This is a genomic window from Streptomyces sp. NPDC050448 (assembly GCF_040655295.1).
Classification (GTDB): Bacteria; Actinomycetota; Actinomycetes; order Streptomycetales; family Streptomycetaceae; genus Streptomyces.
This window is the reverse complement of the sequence record NZ_JBFAJR010000042.1, coordinates 50,718-68,831: the sequence shown is the minus strand read 5'-3', so window position 1 is coordinate 68,831 and position 18,114 is coordinate 50,718. Positions and strand designations below refer to the sequence as shown.

General features: G+C 71.9%; 14 protein-coding genes. 5 read left to right on the top strand and 9 right to left on the bottom strand.

Annotated elements, in window-relative coordinates; genetic code table 11:
* Positions 1-650: 650 nt before the first annotated feature.
* Positions 651-1,988, bottom strand: a complete 1,338-nt coding sequence (locus AB0I68_RS33590; RefSeq protein WP_363181167.1) for an amino acid permease — start codon at positions 1,986-1,988, stop codon at positions 651-653.
* A gap of 224 nt (positions 1,989-2,212) precedes the next feature.
* Between AB0I68_RS33590 and AB0I68_RS33585 the strand changes: the two genes are divergently transcribed.
* Complete coding sequence (locus tag AB0I68_RS33585; RefSeq protein ID WP_363181166.1) at positions 2,213-3,490, top strand: cytochrome P450; 1,278 nt, start codon at positions 2,213-2,215, stop codon at positions 3,488-3,490.
* Positions 3,491-3,729: 239 nt separating this feature from the next.
* Here the strand turns inward: AB0I68_RS33585 and sigJ are convergent, their stop codons facing one another.
* A complete protein-coding gene (sigJ, locus tag AB0I68_RS33580) occupies positions 3,730-4,683 on the bottom strand; it encodes an RNA polymerase sigma factor SigJ (protein WP_363181165.1) in 954 nt (317 codons plus the stop codon).
* A gap of 171 nt (positions 4,684-4,854) precedes the next feature.
* Here sigJ and AB0I68_RS33575 point away from each other — a divergent pair, with 171 nt between their 5' ends.
* Positions 4,855-5,259, top strand: coding sequence for a hypothetical protein (locus tag AB0I68_RS33575; protein WP_363181164.1), 405 nt, complete (start codon positions 4,855-4,857; stop codon positions 5,257-5,259).
* Positions 5,260-5,394: 135 nt separating this feature from the next.
* Positions 5,395-5,964: a DinB family protein gene (locus AB0I68_RS33570; RefSeq protein ID WP_363181163.1), complete on the top strand. Its 570-nt coding sequence runs from the start codon at positions 5,395-5,397 to the stop codon at positions 5,962-5,964.
* 217 nt (positions 5,965-6,181) lie between these two features.
* On the opposite strand, the gene AB0I68_RS33565 is transcribed toward AB0I68_RS33570, so the two are convergent.
* From AB0I68_RS33565 to AB0I68_RS33550, 4 genes are all read right to left on the bottom strand, one after another.
* Entirely contained in the window at positions 6,182-6,655 is a 474-nt protein-coding gene (locus tag AB0I68_RS33565; RefSeq protein ID WP_363181162.1) for a carboxymuconolactone decarboxylase family protein, read from the bottom strand.
* A gap of 163 nt (positions 6,656-6,818) precedes the next feature.
* On the bottom strand, positions 6,819-9,056 hold the full coding sequence (locus AB0I68_RS33560) for a protein kinase (RefSeq protein WP_363181161.1): 2,238 nt from the start codon (positions 9,054-9,056) through the stop codon (positions 6,819-6,821).
* 5 nt (positions 9,057-9,061) lie between these two features.
* Positions 9,062-9,997, bottom strand: a complete 936-nt coding sequence (locus AB0I68_RS33555; RefSeq protein ID WP_363181160.1) for a serine/threonine protein kinase — start codon at positions 9,995-9,997, stop codon at positions 9,062-9,064.
* A 129-nt stretch (positions 9,998-10,126) separates the two neighbouring features.
* Positions 10,127-12,223 (bottom strand): protein kinase, encoded by a 2,097-nt coding sequence (locus AB0I68_RS33550; protein WP_363181159.1) that lies wholly within the window; start codon positions 12,221-12,223, stop codon positions 10,127-10,129.
* A gap of 452 nt (positions 12,224-12,675) precedes the next feature.
* On the opposite strand from AB0I68_RS33550, the gene AB0I68_RS33545 reads away from it, so the two are divergent.
* Positions 12,676-13,032, top strand: coding sequence for an FAD-dependent oxidoreductase (locus AB0I68_RS33545; RefSeq protein ID WP_363181158.1), 357 nt, complete (start codon positions 12,676-12,678; stop codon positions 13,030-13,032).
* A 170-nt stretch (positions 13,033-13,202) separates the two neighbouring features.
* On the opposite strand, the gene AB0I68_RS33540 is transcribed toward AB0I68_RS33545, so the two are convergent.
* The 3 genes from AB0I68_RS33540 to AB0I68_RS33530 form a co-directional block, all read right to left on the bottom strand.
* Positions 13,203-14,003: a hypothetical protein gene (locus AB0I68_RS33540; RefSeq protein WP_363181173.1), complete on the bottom strand. Its 801-nt coding sequence runs from the start codon at positions 14,001-14,003 to the stop codon at positions 13,203-13,205.
* Between the two features lie 143 nt (positions 14,004-14,146).
* Complete coding sequence (locus AB0I68_RS33535) at positions 14,147-14,479, bottom strand: hypothetical protein (protein ID WP_363181157.1); 333 nt, start codon at positions 14,477-14,479, stop codon at positions 14,147-14,149.
* Between the two features lie 772 nt (positions 14,480-15,251).
* Positions 15,252-15,806 carry a hypothetical protein gene (locus AB0I68_RS33530; RefSeq protein ID WP_363181156.1) on the bottom strand — a complete coding sequence of 185 codons (555 nt, stop codon included), beginning with the start codon at positions 15,804-15,806 and terminating at the stop codon, positions 15,252-15,254.
* 1,039 nt (positions 15,807-16,845) lie between these two features.
* Here AB0I68_RS33530 and AB0I68_RS33525 point away from each other — a divergent pair.
* Entirely contained in the window at positions 16,846-17,997 is a 1,152-nt protein-coding gene (locus AB0I68_RS33525) for an oxygenase MpaB family protein (protein ID WP_363181155.1), read from the top strand.
* Positions 17,998-18,114 lie beyond the last annotated feature (117 nt).

Here is an 18,114-nt window from a genome sequence, read left to right as displayed (position 1 = left end):
GCCACCCCGACCCACAGGTGCGCGAAGACGCCAGGCTCGCGGCAGCAGAGATCACCGCGTCGGAGGACCCCACCCACAACTCTTGACTATTGCTCGGTCCTGCGCCGGCACATGGTCATGCGCGATGGCTGTTCCGCGACTCCGCGCTCTACAGCATCACCAGCCCCGACTGGCTCAACGCGAAAAGCGCCCTGACAGCCCAACTCATACCGTGACCGCCCGCTGCGCATCTCGCTGAGGAAGAGCCGGCGGACCTGGGCGAAGGGCTCCCCGAGGCTGATCACCGCGACCGCCCGACCTGTGGGAACCAGCCGCACCCGATAGGGCGCGGCCGCCGCTTCCCCAAGCCGGCATAGCTGTGCACGAACGGGCGCAGCGGGGGAGGCCACGGCCGGGTCACCCGCCACATACCGCCCACCCGAGTGCTTGCGGCCACGTGCTGAACGGCTACGCCCCTCGCCACCTTCCGGGCGGCGCACGGCTTCGTCCTGATCGGGCCCGCCCATCTGAGCTCCGGGACCCTGAGCCTGGATCCCGGTACCCCTGGGGCGCCTGTGTACTGGCGATCACCCGCCGAGGACATCCCCACGACGGAACGGAAGCGCATCCGGTGGAACCGGAGCCCGTCGACGGTGCGGCGGGCAGGCGGGTCAGTCGGCCTCGGCGGCAGCCTCGACGTCCTCGATGCCGCTGGGGCGCCCCGCCCGAACCCACCGGAGGTAGAACGCGCCTGCGACGAGCAGCGTGGCGAGCAGCGAGAGCACGGGGCGGCCGCGCAGCAGGTTCACCGCCAGGGTGAACGCGACGGCGGCGGCCGCGATCCCGTTGGCCCAGGCCAGGGCGGTCTTTCGCTCGGTGTGGGCGAAGCGGGTCATGGCCAGCAGGCCGACGAGGAAGCTGACGAAGACGGCGACCGCGTAGAAGAGCACCAGTTCCTGCTCCTCACCCGCGGCGGCCACGATGATGACGGCTGCGGCTGCCAGGTAGACGACGACCGACCAGTACGGGGTGTGGTACCGGTTGGTCCGGCCGAGGGCGGCGGGCAGCACCCCCGGCCGATCCCCCGTGCCGGCCAGGGCCTTGAGCAGTCCGGGGCCGGCCTGGAAGGAGGAGCTGGCGGCGGCCAGGAGGAGCAGGGAGCTGGTGAGCTGGAAGGCTCCGTAGAGCCAGCCTGATCCGGCTGCCGCCTGCGCGATGTCCGCGATCTGGGTGGAGTCCTCGCCGGGGATGCCGATGTGCAGGCGTACCGCCAGCGCGGTCAGGGCCAGGGTCAGGCCGCCCACGATGACCAGCAGCAGGGCGAGCGTGCCGCGCCCGAAGCGGCGGCGGTGGGTGTCGTCGAGCTGCCCGAGCTGGGCGATGGCGGTGGACGGGGCTTCGACCCCGGTGGCCAGGGCCATCGCGACGGGGAAGGCAAGTACGACTGCCAGGGCCGCGGACCTGCCCGGGTCGGTGGCGGCCGGAGACTCGCCGATCGCGTGCGGCGAGACGAAGCCGCGTACCAGCACGGCGACGCAGACGAGTACGAAGAGCACGGTCATGACGGCGAACAGCAGCCTGCCGCCATGCCCGAACCACGTCAGCCCGGCCACCACCAGCAGCAGAAGCAGGGCGAGCGGGATCCGGTACGCCGCCAGCTCCGGGAAGAGCGCGATGACGGCGCTCGCGGCGGCTGCGATGGAGATGCCGATGGTGAGTACGAAGTCCACCACCAGGGCCCCGATCGGCACGAACGTCCAGCGCGGCCCAAAAGCCCGCCCGGCGGCCGCGGCTGCTCCCCCACCCTTGGGGAAGCGGCGGACCAGCTGCCAGTAGTTGGCGGTGACGACCACGACCAGCCCCACCACCAGCGTCATCGTCGGCAGCAGCAGCGCGAGGTCACCATGGAGGGCGCGCAGCGCAGCCTCGATGGCGTAGGCGACTGAAGAGACAGGGTCGGCGATCACGGCGAAGGCGAACGCGAAGAAGAGGACCGAGCGGCGCGGCACGCGACGGACGGTACCGCCTGGAACGGGGGCAGACGGCACTGGCTGGATGACGGTCATGGAAGGAGGCCTCTCACGGCGAGAGCCAGAGCACATGGATCAGCCCATGTTTTCTGACCGCCGACCAGACTTCCCGGCACACCTGACATCAAGATTACGTTAGGACGCCGTCAAGGAACAGCGTAAATATGCTGGCTGTCGGCCCCAGTTGACCTGCGAGACGCTGAATGCGTCCGGGCACGCCCCACTGCCGCAGTGCGGGGCGGGCCACGTGGAGGGCGCTACCGCGGGCGGCGACGTTTCCGACCCGAGGCGTCACACCTGGTGACGTCGAGGCCCGCCACCCCTACACCATCACCCGGGACCTGCTGGGCGAGGAAACCGACGGAGGCAGTGCCTCGCAGGACCTGGCCCGCTGGATGCAGGCCCGCAGCCTGGCGGGTCGCGGCCTGAACCGCAGCAGCCTGCGCTCCGCCGAGGACCGCCTCGCGGCGACGACGGCCCGGCACGCAGAAACCTGGCAGGCCCGGGGCAGGATCGAGGCGATCCCGGCCTTGGAAGAGCTCAGCGCCACCCTCATCGCCGAATTCTGCCTGGGCCCGGAGACCGGCCAGGTCCCCGCCCGGCTGGGCCGCCTGCAGGACGCGCTGCTGCCCGCCGCCGTGCCCCTGCCCGCCCGCTGGCCCTCGCTGCGCAGACGGCGCCTCCATCGCGTCGGCCGGGAGCTGGCCGGCGAGGTGTCCCGCCTGATTCACCGGCGACGCGGAACGCGGCAGGACGGCTCCCCCGCAGTGGTTGCGGACCTCCTGAGCAGCGCGTGCGACGAGGGTGCCATCCACCACGACGGAGCGACCAGCATCATCGTCTCCATCCTGTTCGCCGCCCACGAGACCACCGCCGCCGTACTGGCCTGGCTCTTCCTCCTCCTCGACCAGCACCCGCAGGTGCACCGGCAGGTACTGGCCGAGGTCGACAGGGAGCTGGCAGGCCGGCTGCCGACCGCGGCCGATCTGCCCCGTCTGGCCGTCACCGAGGCAGTCGTGAAGGAGACGCTTCGGCTCTATCCCCCGCTCTGGCTGCTGGAAAGGACCGTCGACCAGCACACCCAGCTCGCCGGCCATCCACTGCGCCCGGGCCAGCGGGTTGCCGTCAGCCCCTTCGTGCTTCACCGGGACGCGCGCCACTACGACCAGCCGACGGCGTTCCGCCCCGACCGCCGGATCGACCGCTCCGCCGCCGACCCCCTGCCCAAGTACGCCTTCATGCCCTTCGGCGGCGGGCCTCGGAACTGCCTGGGGGCGCATTTCGGTACGGTCGCGATGGTCAGGGCCACCGCCACCGTCGCCGGTCGCTACCGGCTCTCCCGGACAGCGGGCACCACGCCCGCATTCAGCACACGCACCATCCTGCAACCCGACGGCCTCACCCTCGACGTCGCCGACCGCCCTCCGGGCCGCGGCTCCGACGCTCACAAGCTGCCGACCGGGCCTGGCCCCAGGTGGTGACCTCGAATGGTCTTCATGGGCTCAGCGGCACCTGATGCCTCCAGCCTCGGAAGCCGGCTCGGGCGTAACGCTCTCCCGCCGGTCCGGGCCGCAGGCGCATTCCGTCCGCGGCACCGCCCCCGTGGGCCGCTCCGGCCGCCGCCCGCCGCCATACGCACTCCGGTGCCGGGCATCCCGGCCGACACCGGGGTTGCCGTCGCAGTGCACCCGAGCCTTCCCCGTGCCGGCGATGGCGCGGGTCAGCCCCGTCCGGTCTCGGTCCACGGACGGAGCTTCTCCGGGTTTCGGACCGCCCAGATGCGAGTGATGCGGCCGCCGGTGAGGCTGAACGCCGCCACGGTCACGGTGACACCGGCGTGCTGGGCGACGAGGCCGGGCTGGCCGTTGACCGTTCGCTCCAGGAGTGTCAGCCCGGGGGCCTTGGCGGCGATGTGGATCAGGTACTCGGCGATGCGCTCGCTGCCCTCGACCGGGCGGAGGACGGCGCCGACCAGTCCGCCACCGTCGGCGATCATCGTGGCGTCGGGGTCGAGGAGGTCGACGAGAGCCTCGATGTCCTTGGCCTCCCACGCCTCTTTGAAATGCCGCACCAGACCGGCCTGCCCGGCCGTCGGAGCCGCCGGGGCCTGCGCGGCGCGAACACGCCGACGGGCCGAGGACGCCAGCTGCCGGCAGGCCGCCTGCGTCCGGCCGACGATCTCGGCGACCTCGGCGAAGGGGTACCGGAAGACGTCGTGCAGGATGAACGCCACGCGCTCGGCCGGCGTCATCGACTCCAGTACGACGAGGAAAGCCATGCTCACCGACTCGTCCAGGGTGACCCGGTCCGCGGGGTCGGCCGGTTCAGCCCTGCCACCACCCGCCGCCCCGCTGATCCACTCCGTACGGTCAGGCAGCGGCTCAGGTATCCATGCGCCGACATAGCGCTCGCGCCGGACCCGCGCGGAGCCGAGCAGGTCCAGGCAGATGCGGCTGGCCACCGTCGTCAGCCAGGCACCGGGCGACTCGACGGCCTCCTGCTGCTGCCGCGACATCGCGTACCAGCGGGCGTAGGTCTCCTGCACGGCGTCCTCGGCCTCGGCCAGCGAACCGAGCATCCGGTAGGCGAGATTGATCAGCTGGCGCCGCTCGCCGACGATCGCGCTCAGGCCCGGCTCGGACCGGTCATGCCCTGGCTCGGATGGGGTGCTCATGGTGGCGACCGCTCCCTGGTTCTTCTCGTTCGCTTCCGCTCTCGCCGATGCGGCGAAACACCGCACAGGACGGTGAGGCCGGCGCTTCGCCTCACATTTCGGGGGCCCACGTCGTCGGACTGTCGAGACAGTACCGATCAACCGCCGCGAGGCAGAAGAGGGGACCGCATCATGGCCACCCAGACGACGGCAGTACAGCGCGGCCTCACGTTCCTGCAGGTAGCGATAGCTCTGCAGACCTTGGCCATCTTCTTCCAGGCGGCCACCGCCGGACTGCTGTTGTCCTCGTCCCACGGCGAGGTACTGCACGGCATCGGCGCGCGCGTGATGTACGGCGCATCGATGCTGTACGTACTCGCCGCGATCCTGGCATGGCGGCCGGGCGGCGGCTCGCCCCGCCCCATCCTGTACGCGTCCGGCTTCCTCGTACTTGCTTCGGTGCAGGTGGTCCTGGGCATCGCGCACATGGCGTCGCTCCATGTCCCCCTGGGCGTCCTGATGTTCGGCCTGAGCATGATCACGCTGGGCCAAGCGCTGTCCGCCCACGTGCCGAAGCGCTCCGGCACCCGGTCGTAACCGCCGCGCGAACTACCGTCGCCGCCGAGGATGCTGTCACGGTCCTCCACGACCGCTGCCCGCGTCCGCTGGCTTCTGCCTGCGCGCCTGGATAATCGCTTGCGTGTCGGACCACTGCTCAGCATCCTCGGCACCATGAACACGGTGAGCGACGTGCCCGAGCGGTGGACCCAGGCCAGCGTATACCCGGACATGTGGGCGGACCCCGACGAGGATCCCCGCAGCACTGACGGAGCCAGCCCGGACGGCGAGTTGGCGACCCTGCAGGACTTCCTGAGCGGCTATCGACTGACCCTGCAGATGAAGTGCGAGGGATTGGACCCGGAGAAGCTGGCGCGCCGGTCGGTACCGCCGTCGACGATGTCCTTGCTGGGTCTGGTCCGCCATCTTGCCGAGGTGGAGCGGGACTGGCGCAATTGGATTCTGCCAGGTGACCCGGCGCCGAAGCTGTACGGAGCACGTGACGCCGACTTCGAGGGAGCCGTTGCGGAGCAGGCGCTGGTCGAGGGCGCATTCGCAGATCTTGCTCGCGAACAGGCGGCAACCGATGCCTTGCTGGCCGAGTATCCGGATCTCGGCGCACGGGTGGTTCGGGGCGGCACCGCTGTCCGCGAGCTGTGGGTTCACCGGGTGGAGGAGTACGCCCGCCACTGCGGGCACGCCGATCTGCTGCGCGAACGCATCGACGGCCGGGTAGGGCAGTAGCACGCTCGAACCGCTGGAAGGGTCTCGCCCCAACTGGCGATACCACCACACCTGTCGCGCGCCGTCATCTCCCCCTTTGCCTTGCTGAGCTGCACCGACCGGCGAGGGGTACGCGCGGCACCTGGACGGGCCGACTACAGCCCCGGCCGCCGAGCCCACCCAGACCGACGGCCCCGGCTGCCCCCTGAGGGGCGGCAGCCGGTGTCCCGTCTCCCGGCTATCCGAACTGGCCGGGCTGGTAGTCGCCCGCGGGCGTCTGGAGCATGACGTTCCCCCGGTTGAAGGCGTTGATGACGGTGATGAGGCCCACCAGGGCGGCGAGCTGGTCCTCGTCGTAGTGCTTGGCGGCGTTCGCCCACACCGCGTCCGGGACACCGCCGGCCGCATCGGCGATGCGGGTGCCCTCCTCCGCCAGCTCCAGCGCGGCACGCTCGGCCTCGGTGAACACCGTGGCCTCGCGCCAGGCCGCGACCAGGTTGAGGCGCTCCGCGGACTCTCCCGCGTGTACGGCGTCCTTGAAGTGCATGTCGGTGCAGAAACCACAGCCGTTGATCTGGCTGGCGCGGAGCTTCACCAGCTCCTGTGTCGATGCCGGCAGGGTCGAGCCCTCGAGCACCTTGCTCGCGGCGATGATGTGCTTGAAAACCTTGCCCAGGATCGGGTTGGCGAAGGCGTTGAGGCGTGCTTCCATGATGCGCTCCATGGCCGTTGTCTGACGGTTACACATCTTTGACAGAACAGCTCGACGAGTTGTGACACGAATTCCTGTGACGTGCGTCTCCCCTGTTGCGCTGCGGCAGCAGGATCCCACGCCGACCTGTCCAGTCACCCTTCAGCGAGCCGATGACACCTGGCTAGTCGATGCGGAAGGCCAGGAGTCTGGTGGTGTCGCGGGCGTAGAGCTGGGTGGCGCCCGGGTCGGAGGCCAGGGTGTCCGCGCGGGTTTCGTGCCGCCAGACCGGGCGGTGGGTGTGGATGTCGACCGCGCGCAGGCCGATGCTGTCCATGGTGTAGACGTGGCCGCCGGACGCGACCGGGGCGATGTTGCCGTTGGGGACGGCGTCCTTCACGGGGGCCTCCGACCAGCGTTCGGTGCCGGTGCGGGCGTCCACGGCGACGATGCCGCGGGTGCCCTCGACGGTGTAGACGACCCCGTCGCGGACGGTGGGGATGCCGTAGCGGCGTTGCCCGTACATGGGATTCCCCTGGTCGCGGCCCTTGCCGAAGGACCAGGCCGGCGCGCCGTCGGAGAGCCGCAGCGCTTGGAGGGCCTCGGCGCCCACGTAGACGTGGTCCTCGTCCGCGGCCAGCCGGTAGGGCACCGCGCCCGGCACGGACAGTGACTTCTGCCAGCGCGTCGCACCGCTGAGGGTGTCGTACAGGGTCAGGGTCAGGGAGTCGCCCGCGTCCGCGCGGCGGCACAGGAGCAGCCCGCCCTTCACCGGCTTGCCGCGCACCACGACGGGGATTTCCCGGGTGACGAAGTACTCGGTGGGGGCCGGCGCGGGTCGGCGCCACAGTTCGCGGCCGGACTGCAGGCTCGCCGCGACCACGAACCACTCGTTGCCCGCGGCGGACTTGGCGAGGAGGTACGTCGTGCCGCCGTCCACGCACAGCAGCTGGTTGAGTACGTGGGTGCCGTCGTATGCGGGCAGCTTTACGACGGGCGACTCCTCCTTCCCGGACTCCAGGGGGAGGAGCAGCACCGTGAGTGCTGCCGGGTCCGGGGCGTCGGGCTCCCTGAGGGCGTACAGCGCCGTGCCGTCGGTGGCGAGGCGCCAAGTGCGCTTGATGCTGAAGTCCTGCCGGAGTGCGCCCGTCTGCGGGTCGATGCCGGTGGTCGTGATCCCGGCGACCGCGACGAGCAGGCCGCCGGCCCGCAGCGGCTCGCCGCCCTCGCCGGAGTGCGCGATGTCGCGTGTCCACAGTGGGGTGGGGGCCGGTTTCAAGGGGGGCTGGGCGCCCGGCGAATCGTCCTGGGCCCGGTTGGCCAGCCAGGCCCACAGGCCGCCGCCGGCGAGGGCCGCGCCGCCGACGGCGGCTCCGGTCAGCGTGAGCAGTCTGCGCCGCGAGACGCCTGCCGCGGCGGGTTCCGCGGCAGGCGGCGGGAGCCGGTGCGGGGGCTCCTGCCAGACCAGCGCGCTACGCCGGGCGATTTCCGCGAGGACGGGCTGCGGCAGCCCGTCCTCGAAGAGGCCGTCGCCGGGTGCGAGCAGCTCCGCCAGCTCGGCGGCCGTGGGCCGGCGCGCCGGGTCCTTGTCCAGGCAGCGGGCCAGCAGTTCCGCCAGTCCCGCCGGGACGCCGCTCAGGTCGGGCTCCGCGTACCGCACCCGGTAGAGCAGGTCGGCGGCCTGCCCGCCGCCGAAGGGGGCATGCCCGCTCGCCGCGAAGACGAGGACACCGGCCAGCGCGAACACATCGACCGCCGGGGTGTGTTCCAGCCCTCCGGCCTGCTCGGGAGACATGTACGTGGGGGTACCCGCCACCGCGCCGATGCTCGTCAGCCGGTCGTCGCCGAGGGCGCGCGCGATACCGAAGTCGATGACCTTGGGCCCGGCCGCCGTGATCATGATGTTGGACGGTTTGAGGTCGCGGTGCACCACGTCCGAGCGGTGCAGCAGGCCGATCGCCCGGGCCAGGTCCGCGCCCAGGGACCGGACACCCGGCTCGGGCAGCGGACCGCCGGTGCGGACCGCCTCGTCGAGCTGCGGTCCGATCAGGTACTCGGCGGCCAGCCAGGGCGTCGCGGCCAGGGTGTCGGAGGCGAAGACGCGGGCGCCGTACCGGTCGCCGATGATCCGGGCCGCGTCCGCCTCCAGCTGGAACCGGGTGCGGAAGGTGGTGTCGGCGGTGATCCGGGCGTGCACGGTCTTGAGCGCGACCGTGCGCCCGCCCGCCGAGCGGGCCAGGTAGACCGTGCCCATGCCGCCGCTGCCCAGCCGGGCGAGCAGCCGGAAGCCGCCCACCTGCTGCGGGTCTTCGTGGGTGAGCGGCGCGAGCGGGGAGCGGGGGGAGTTCGGGGACTCCTGGGAGTTCGAGGAGTACGGGGAGTACGGGGAGTACGGGGAATACGGGGGCGTTACGGCGGGCATCGGGGTCAGTGCACCTTCTGGGCCGGCGTGAACGGCTCCTGTGTGGCGGGCAGTTCCATGCCGAGCAGCCATCCGGACTGGTCCGCGAGCGCGGCGACGACGCGGCCCGGCAGCGGCAGAGGAGCGGTGTGGTCGAGGACCGTCCTGTCCGGCAGCGGCGAGACTTCCGTGGGGTCGGTACCCGCGGCCGGCGCCGCGAGCTCGCGCAGCAGCTCCTGCGCCGTCGGCCGGTCCGCGGGGTCGCGCGACAGGCATGCGGCCACCAGGCGACGCAGCCCCGGCGGCAGTTCGCTCTGCTCGGGCACGGTGTGACCGGTCGAGGCGTACGCCAGCACGGCGCCGAGCGCGAAGACGTCCCCGAGCGGCCCGGGCCGGCCGCCCGACGCCTGTTCCGCGGCGAGACAGCCCGGATCGAGCCCGGGAAGCCCCGACCGCGGCATTCCGTCGGGGGCGGCCGCCCGCACGGCACCGAAGCAGGTCAGCAGCGGCCCACCCGGGGTGACCAGTACGGCGGCCGGTGACAGGCCCGCGTGCGTCACGCCCTGGGCGTGCGCGGCGGCCGGCCCTTCCGCGAGCGCGGCGCCGAGCCCGCGGACGAGGTTCTCGGGCAGCGGGCCGCCGTACGCGGCGAGCACGGCCGGCAGCGGCAGCATGGGCGTGTACGGGGCCGCGTACCAAGGGAATCCGGCTGTCCCGCCCACCTCGGCGACGGTGAGGAACCGGGCCACGGACAGCCGTCGGGCCCCCTCGGCCTCGATCACCCACCGGGACGGATCGGCGCCGACCCGGGGCACGCAGACGAGGACGGTGCGCTCGCCGTCGGCGGTGCGCGCGAGGTAGCGGCGTTCGGGAACGGTGTGCTCGGTGGAATCGGCATCGAGCCGGGCCAGGGTCGTGTACGGCCCGATGTACGGCGGGTCGTCCTGGCGTAGGCGTTCCATGCGCGATCCCCGGGGCCGGTGAAGTGGCGGACCGGACCGAGCCTAAGCGCTGGTCGGGGGCGTGGGAGAACCGGGTGCGCTGCCGCGGGCGGAACCGCGGCAGCGGGGGGATCAGCCGGCGGTCGGCGATCAGTCGACGGTGGGCATGGCCGTGAGCTTCCCGTCGTTGACGAGGAAGACGCGGTTCCCCGCGCCGGACACGGCCCAGGGTCCCTGCGACTCGGGCGCCCAGGTCCAGTACATGGCGCCGTGCTCGGCGGAGAAGGCCGTCACGCCGTGCCCGTCCGCCTCGACCGCCCAGACCGTGCGGCCCTGCACCACAGGGAGGGTGCGCGGGAGCGCGCCCTTCGCGCCGTGGGCCTTCGGCACGGGCAGGCCGGTGCTGGTCCTGACCCAGGTCAGCGCCGCGCCGTCCACGCCGATCACGTAATCGCCGTACGGGACCACCGGGCCCCAGCCGGCGGTACCCGGCTGTGTGCCGCGCTCCGCCTCCTCCGCCTTCCACTTTTCCTTTCCGTCACCGAGGTTGCGGGCGGTCAGGTTCCGGCCGCCCAGGTAGGCGGTGTCCTTGTCGACGAAGGGTGCGACGGCGGACTTCGCCTGGCCGTTGACCCACCAGACCGTGTCTCCCGTCGAAGTGTCGACGGCGACAACATCGCCGTCCGTGCCGGACACGACGAGCCGTCCGGGTCCGGCCGCGGCCAGCGGCCCGGTGCCCTGTACGGCGGCGTGGGTCAGCCGGACCGTCCAACGGACCTTGCGGCTGCGGGTGTCCACAGCGCGCAGTTGCCCATCGCGGGTCAGCAGATAGACGGCCGACTCGTCGGCGGCCAGGACGCGGCCGGTGTCGGCGCCCGCCACCTTCCACGACTGCCTGCTGGTGGAGGCCTCGAAGCCGAGGAGTGCACCGTCGGCGTCCGCGGTCACGAACCCCTGGTCCGGCAGGGCGAGGATGCCGGCCTTCGGCGACACGTCGGGCAGCCGCCACTTCTCCTTGCCGTCGTGCGCCGTGCGGGCGGCCAGACCGCCCCCCTTGGCGGCGAATATGACCACGTCGAGCAGCGGCAGCGGGGTCGTGACCACTCCGTCCACCGCCTTGGCCGCCACCGCAAGCGGCCCCCACAGGGGCGACGGAGGCGGGCCGTACTTCGTGACGGGCAGGGACAGCGGCCGCGCGGTGCGGGCCGGCCCGGCGGCGGGGAGCGGGCGCGTGTCGTCGCGCAGGAACCACCAGGAGCCGGCCGCTCCGCCCGAGGCGACCAGCACGCCGCCCGCCGCCAACGAGCCGCGCAGCAGGCGGCGCCGGGACGGCCCGGTTCCGGATCCGGCCCCCGGCCCGTCGAGCGCGGTCTGCCGCTTGGCTTCGGCGGCCCGGCGGGCGATGTCGTCGGCGATCGGCCCCTTGCGCCAGGCCCTGTCCGCCCCGCGCGGTGGGGCGAACGCAGCCTCGATCTGCTCGGGTATCGGCCGGTGCGTCGGGTCCTTGGCGAGGCAGGGCGTGATCAGGTGCCGCAAATCCTCGGGTACGGAGGCGAGCTGCGGCTCGCCGTGCACGACCTCGTACTGCACGGCGGCCACATGCGTCCCGTCGAACGTGCGCCGGCCGGTCGCCGCGTACGACAGCACCGCGCCGAGCGAGAAGATGTCCGCGGCCGGACCGACCCGTCGGCCGAGCACCTGCTCGGGAGCGCCGTATCCGGGGGTGACCGGCACCTGGCCCGTGGTGGTGAGGGTCAGCCCGTGCTCGGGACGGGCGATGCCGAAGTCGATGATGCGCGGTCCCGCCGAGGTGAGCACGATGTTGGCCGGCTTCAGGTCGCGGTGGACCAGGCCCGCGGCGTGGATCTCCCGCAGGGTGGCGGCGAGCGAGGCGGCCAGCGCCCGTACGGTGTCGACGCCGAGCGGGCCGTACCGGCGTACGGCGTCGTCGAGGGTGGGCCCGGAGAGGAACTCGGTGGCGATCCAGGGGCGGTTGCCCTCGCTCTGGGCGTTCAGCACGCGGGCGACGCCGCTGCCGGTGACCGACTGCGCGGTCTGCGCCTCGCGCAGGAAGCGCTGGGCGAGGTGCTGGTCGTCGGCCAGTTCGGGGAGCAGGACCTTGACCGCGGCGGGCCGGCCGGCGCCGTCGCGGCCGAGGTAGACCTTGCCCATGCCGCCTTCGCCGAGGATGCCGACGACGCGGTACGGGCCGAGCCGGATCGGGTCGCCGGTGCCGAGCGGTTCCATGGGGTGCTGCTTCCTGTCGGTGGTGGGCCGGCCCGTCGTTCGGGCCTGCGCAGCGCGCGGTACTGGTGCCGAGCGAGCCTGGCCGTAGATCCCCGGGGAGCGGTTCCCGTGATCGCTGCGGCAGCTCGATCCTATGGGGTGTCCTCAGGCCGGATACCTGCCCGGGCGGCGCGCCGGCGCACGCACCGACCCGCCGCCGGCCCCGGTGTCAAAGGGGCCGAAGAGCCCCCTCCTCTCCCCTCCCCCCGACTCATCCAAGTCCTAGTAGGGCTTGGTCAGGTTGGGGCTGGTATGGGTGTCCCGCGGTGGCAGGTGGGGCAGACGCCGGTCCGTGTCGCGAGGAGGGTCTGTAGCTCGCGGACGACTTGGTAGAGGCTCAGGCCGGCGCCGTGTCTTTGAGGGCTCTGGCCAGTCGTTGCAGGGTGCAGAAGGCGTGGGCGACGGAGACGAGGGTGACGTGGTGGTGCCAGCCGTTCGGATACACCCACATCCATCCCCGCGACACCGACGTGGTCCTGGGTGGCACCTTCGACGAGGGCAGCTGGGACACCACCGCCGACCCGGCGGTGGCCCGGGCGATCATCGCCCGCTGCACGGTGCACGTCCCCGAACTGCGCGATGCGGAGACCATCGGCCACCCCGTCGGACTGCGCCCCGTAAGCGAGGGCGGCATCCGGCTCGAGGCCGGCACTCGCAGCCTGCCCGGCACCCTGCTCGTCCACAACTACGGACACGGTGGCGCCGGAGTGACCGTCAGCTGGGGCTGCGCCGCCATCGCCACCGCCCTCGTCACGGCGGCGACGGCGTGAACAGACCGAAGGTCACGAGATGGAACCGCGTCCGCGTGTCATCCTCCTACACCCTCGGCCGGGTGCGGTGGCCAGGGAGCCGGTGGAGGCGGCGGGCGGGCGGCTGGGCCTGCGCTCCCTCGCACCGGCCACGGTCACCCTGCCGATTCCCCCGGACCGGCCCGTAGGGCTCAGCCGGTCTGTCCTGCGGGGCGGTCTTCCGCAGGGGTGTCGGCGCGGCTCACGTGCAGGTAGCCGACGAGTGCGGCGATCGGGACCAGCAGTGCGAGGCTGACCGGGCCGGTCCCCCACCCCAGGCCGCCGCGCCCTGTGGGGACGCCCATCCAGTCCGCGAACGAGGCACCGAGCGGGCGGGTGAGGACGTACGCGGCCCAGAAGGCGGCCACGGCGTTCAGGCCGAGGAAGCGGCGGCACAGGACCGGCAGCGCGATCACGGCCGCGAAGAGGAGGCCCGAGGGCAGGTATCCGAGATGGAACGTCCCCGCCGTGAGGTCGCCGGCCGCGGTGCCCAGGGCGAAGGTGGCGAGGACCGTCGCCCAGTAGAAGAACTCCCGGCGGGTGGTACGGATGCTGTGGATGGACAGCGTCCGCTCGGACGCGTACCAGAGGGTCAGGACGGCGGCCAGGGCAAGGCTGAAGGCCACGGCCGACACCGTGTAGGGGACGCCGGCGATGACGTGGACCACGTCTGCGGCCATCGTGCCGAACACGCTGACCATGACGATCGCCGACCAGTACGTCCAGGGCCGGTAGCGCGTGGACCGGAACTGGAGGAGTAGGAGGACCGTCAAGCCTCCGAGCCCGAGGCAGCCGGCCGGAACCGGGCCCAGCGTGCGCGCCAGGAAGTCGGACGCGGTCTCCCCCATGCCGGTGGTGAGGACCTTCACGGTCCAGAACCATGCAGTGACCTCGGGAACCTTCGAATGCCCCGCCCCCGGCCGGGCGCGGTGTGACACCCTCCGGTCTGGCATCTCCACGGTTGCCCTGCTCTGCGCCTCGGTCATCGACGTCCACCCTCCCGGCGCCAACTGACGCACCGTGCCGTTGATGCTGGTGTGCGGGCAGGGGTCGGCAACCGGGTGTCCCGGAGCGGGCCGGCCACCCGAACCAATGTCTACGCGACTGTAGACGATGGGGTCGAGCCCCCTGCTGCCCGGGGCGGGCCTACGGCGTGCTGGGCCGCCGGCTTCTGGAGCAGGCTGTACGCGAGGACGGGCAGGAGTACGTGTGGCCGGTCGGGCAGGACCGTCGTGACGAGTACGGCGCCTGCGCTGCCGTTGTCCATTCCGCAGGCCAGGGTCACGCCGGTACGGGCCCGGGCGTCCGGGCCGAGCAGGTGTCCGGCTATCCGGCCGGACAGGAACGGCAGGGCGCGCACCGAGGCAGCGGCCACCGCCGCGATCGGCAGCAGGGCAGTGGGGTGCGGCCAGGAACTGGCCCACCCCACTGCCGGTGTTGAGGTACGTCAAGGCCAGCGAGGCGAGGAGGGCAGCGGACGGGGCGGCCTGCAACAACGGGACCAGGGCCCCGCCGGGCAGGACGAGTGACACAGCAGCCCGGCCGCACAGGGCACCAGCACTCCCGTGAGGGCGAAACCCTGTCCGGCGGAACGAGCCACTCCGGCTGCCGGACCGAGCATCGTGGGCTGATCGCCCTCACCCCGCGCGGTCCGTACGGTCGTCGGTGTCGGGCGTCCACGACAGCGCCATCGCGAGACCCGGAATGATCAGCAGCGGGGGCGGTGGCGGTGCCCTCCATGATCCGGGGGCTCCCAACTGCCGTGGATCGCCGGGAATTCGCGGAAGGGGTCTCGTTCCTTCACCGGCATGCACATTCAGCAGCTCGTGCGCGTCCTGGCCTTGGAGCGCTCCAACGAGCTTTTCGCCGCCGCCGCGGCGGCCCCGCATACCTCCACGCCTCCGGTCAGCCGGTCAGCCGGTCAGCGTGACGAACAAAGGAGGCCGCCGACCTTGTCGGGCAGGCCGCCAACGGCGTCGTTGAAGGAGTGAACCCGCCGGCCGGCCGTCGCGGGCGCGCATGCTCGGTGCCCGCCACTGGCGCGGCATGGCCGCCCAGCCGTGCGCCTCCTGCTCCACGCCCCGTCCCTGCCCGACCCGGTTGCGCAGCGTCGCGTACGTGACCGCACACTCGGGCAGCACCGCGATCGGGTTCAGCGTGCTGCCCCCGCCGGCCTGGGAAGGCTGGTCGCGTGGCGGCCTCTACCGGTTACGCCGGGGGCCGCCGCGGTGCGGGCGTCGGCGAGCCACGGCTTCGGGAGATGCCTCGGGGGACGAAAAGCCGCCGGCCACAGCCACACGCACCGGGACGGGTGAGGCGGGGGCCGGCGAGGCAGGGGCCGATGCCGCGGAGGCGCGGGGAGCCGTCGACTGCTCGGCACGGCCGAGGACGGCAGTGTGGGCGATGAGCGGCGCGCAGGCCTGGCAGATCTCGGCGAGGGTCCAGACTTGTCCCACAGCGGGATTGTGGATGAGGACGAGCAGCGGGGCACCGATGCAGGAGGCTCTGGCGTCCTCGTGGAATCCGCATTCGGCGGCCCGGCAGGCACACGCCGCGTTGGGGCGGACGGTGGCGAGCCGGGCGTGCGCGCGGGCATGCTCGGCGGCGAACCGCCGCATGGCCGCGGTGTCCTTGGACCGGGGCGGCATGCGGCACGCCTCGGTGCTACAGGTGACGGAGACGGTGTGGTCGCCGTGGCCGGTCAGGCGGACCGTCCAGGTCCGCCCCGGGACACGGGATCCGGGAATCAGGGTCAAGGAGAGCCGTCCGTTCACATATGCGGTGGTGTGTCCGCTGCTCGACAGTCTCACGTGTGGCCAAAATGAATGTCACGCGGCCTCGATCTGACGGAGGCGCGTGGTGGCGGCCGGGTCTCGAGGTGAATGTCGCGTCGAACGAGAAGACACGCGGCCGAACACGGCCTACGGTCTTTTTCGCACGTGACCGGTGGTCTGTCAACGCAGCGTCGCCGTCACGCGTGGAGGCGCGGAGCATCGGCGGTGCCCCATCGCGCCTCGCGCGATCGACAGCGCGCCGAGCTCGCCCGTGCGGAGTCCAGGTGAAAGCAGCCCCCGACCCACCGAACCACGTCCAGGTCGTCAAGGTCGTGGATCAGGATCCTCGCCTCCGCGGCGACCAACAGCACGTCCTCCGTTGCCACAAGGCGCACTGCCTCCGCGCTCTTCCCGGGGTCGAGGCCGACGTTCAGCGGCCGCCGGGAGGGCCCGCACCCCGACCACCTGTAGGTACGAATGCGGCATGCGATGCTCCTTACAGGCATCGGCCGGTCGACGGCAGCCGTCAGGCCCGGGTCGCTGGGGCTCCGGCGATACGACGACCACGCGGTCGGCCTGCCGACGGCATTGCGTCACCACGGCGAGTCCGGCGTCCTCGCTCTCATCGGCCCCTGGGTATCCGGGAAATCACGCTGTTCGGCGAGGTCCGCGCCGCTCCACCGGATGACGCCATGCGGCCGAAGACTCGGCAGAAGACCGGAAACTTCGGACGGGCCATCAGTCCCCTCGGAGGTCGAGCGTCTCTGCGCCATCCGTGATCATCTGGCCAGTCCAGCCCTCACCCGGCGCATCATTTCCACAGGTCAGAGCCATTTGGTCGATGCAGGCCGTTCGGGTGAGAGAGAAACGATCCCCACGGCTCACGGGTTCCGGCGCACCCTGGCAGGCCGCAACGATCCTGACTGCCCGGTCGCAGGTGGCCGGGCCGCCGCCATCGTGCCGGCCGACTCGGTGCGCTGTGGCGGCGAACCGCTATCGAACCTGTGATGGGACTTCAACCGTGGGACTTTCGACAGCCACGATCGCCGCAGAGCTGGAAGCCGCCAGCAAGGTCGGTGACCCGAAGGCCGACCAACTCGTCTCCGACATGATCGACAACAAGGAAATCGACGGCGTCAACGCTCTTTTCCGTACGATCGGCGCGCTCAAGCCCGGCCAGGACCTGTCCGAGCTGCCGCCGCTGCTGGCGGAGTTCCTCAAGGAGGCCGCGGCGCCGCCGGACTGGTCGGAGGCGGACGTCAGGGCTGCGGAGAGCTTCTTCGCCCACCACCACGGCGAAGTGTCCATGCTCCAGGGCACCGTCGGCCTGATCGGCACCTATCTCTCCCCGACGGGGGCGTTCACGCTCCGCTCCACCGGCCGCCTCGGGGGTGTCGAAGGCCCGGGCCGGCGCCTGTCGCAGTCCTCCCGGCTGTTCATCGACATGGGCAACAAGAACGCGATGCGGGACGGCACCCTCGCCGCGAACGTCACCAAGGTCCGGCTCGTCCACGCCTCCGTGCGCCAGCTCCACAAGAAGAGCGGGGAGTGGGACTACGCCAAGTGGGGCGAACCGGTCTCCCAGAAGTACACCACCGGCGCCGCCTGCGTCTTCTCCACCCAGATCCTCCAGGCCATGGACCGCCTGGGCTTCGACGTCTCCAAGGACGACGCGCGCGGCTTCATGTGCGCCTGGCACTACGTCAACCACTACCTCGGCACGGCCGACAAGTGGCTCCTGCCCAAGGACCCCGATGCGGTCGAGCAGATGTGGAACCAGGTACGCGACAACGAATGGAAGAAGACCGACGACGGCGTCTTCATGACCAAGCAGGCCGTCGACTTCTACAAGAAGTTCTACCCGCCGGGCGCCCACGACGCGTTCATCGCGATGGTCCGCCACGCCCTCAGCGACAAGTACGCCGACATGGCCGGCCTGCCCAAGAGCGTCCTGGGTGCGGTGGCCGGTCCCCTGTCCGCCGGCCACGGCCTGGTCAGCGGCGTCGGCGGCGGCCTGCTCGGCGGCGCCGCCGAGAAGACCGTCGGCGTCAATCCGTACAAGGACATCGTCGGAATCGCCTCCAAGGCGTTCAACGAGGTCCAGAAGTTCGCCCTCACCCACGACCAGGACGACCAGCCCCAGATGCACGGGGAACTCCACGACAACCGCTGACCTGACCACTGGCCACAGGCCACAGGAGGCCACGGCCGATCTGCTCGCGCTGCCCGGACGTGTGGCGGCGGACGGGTGAGGAGATCGGCTGGACCGGCCAGTGGTACGCGATCTCCC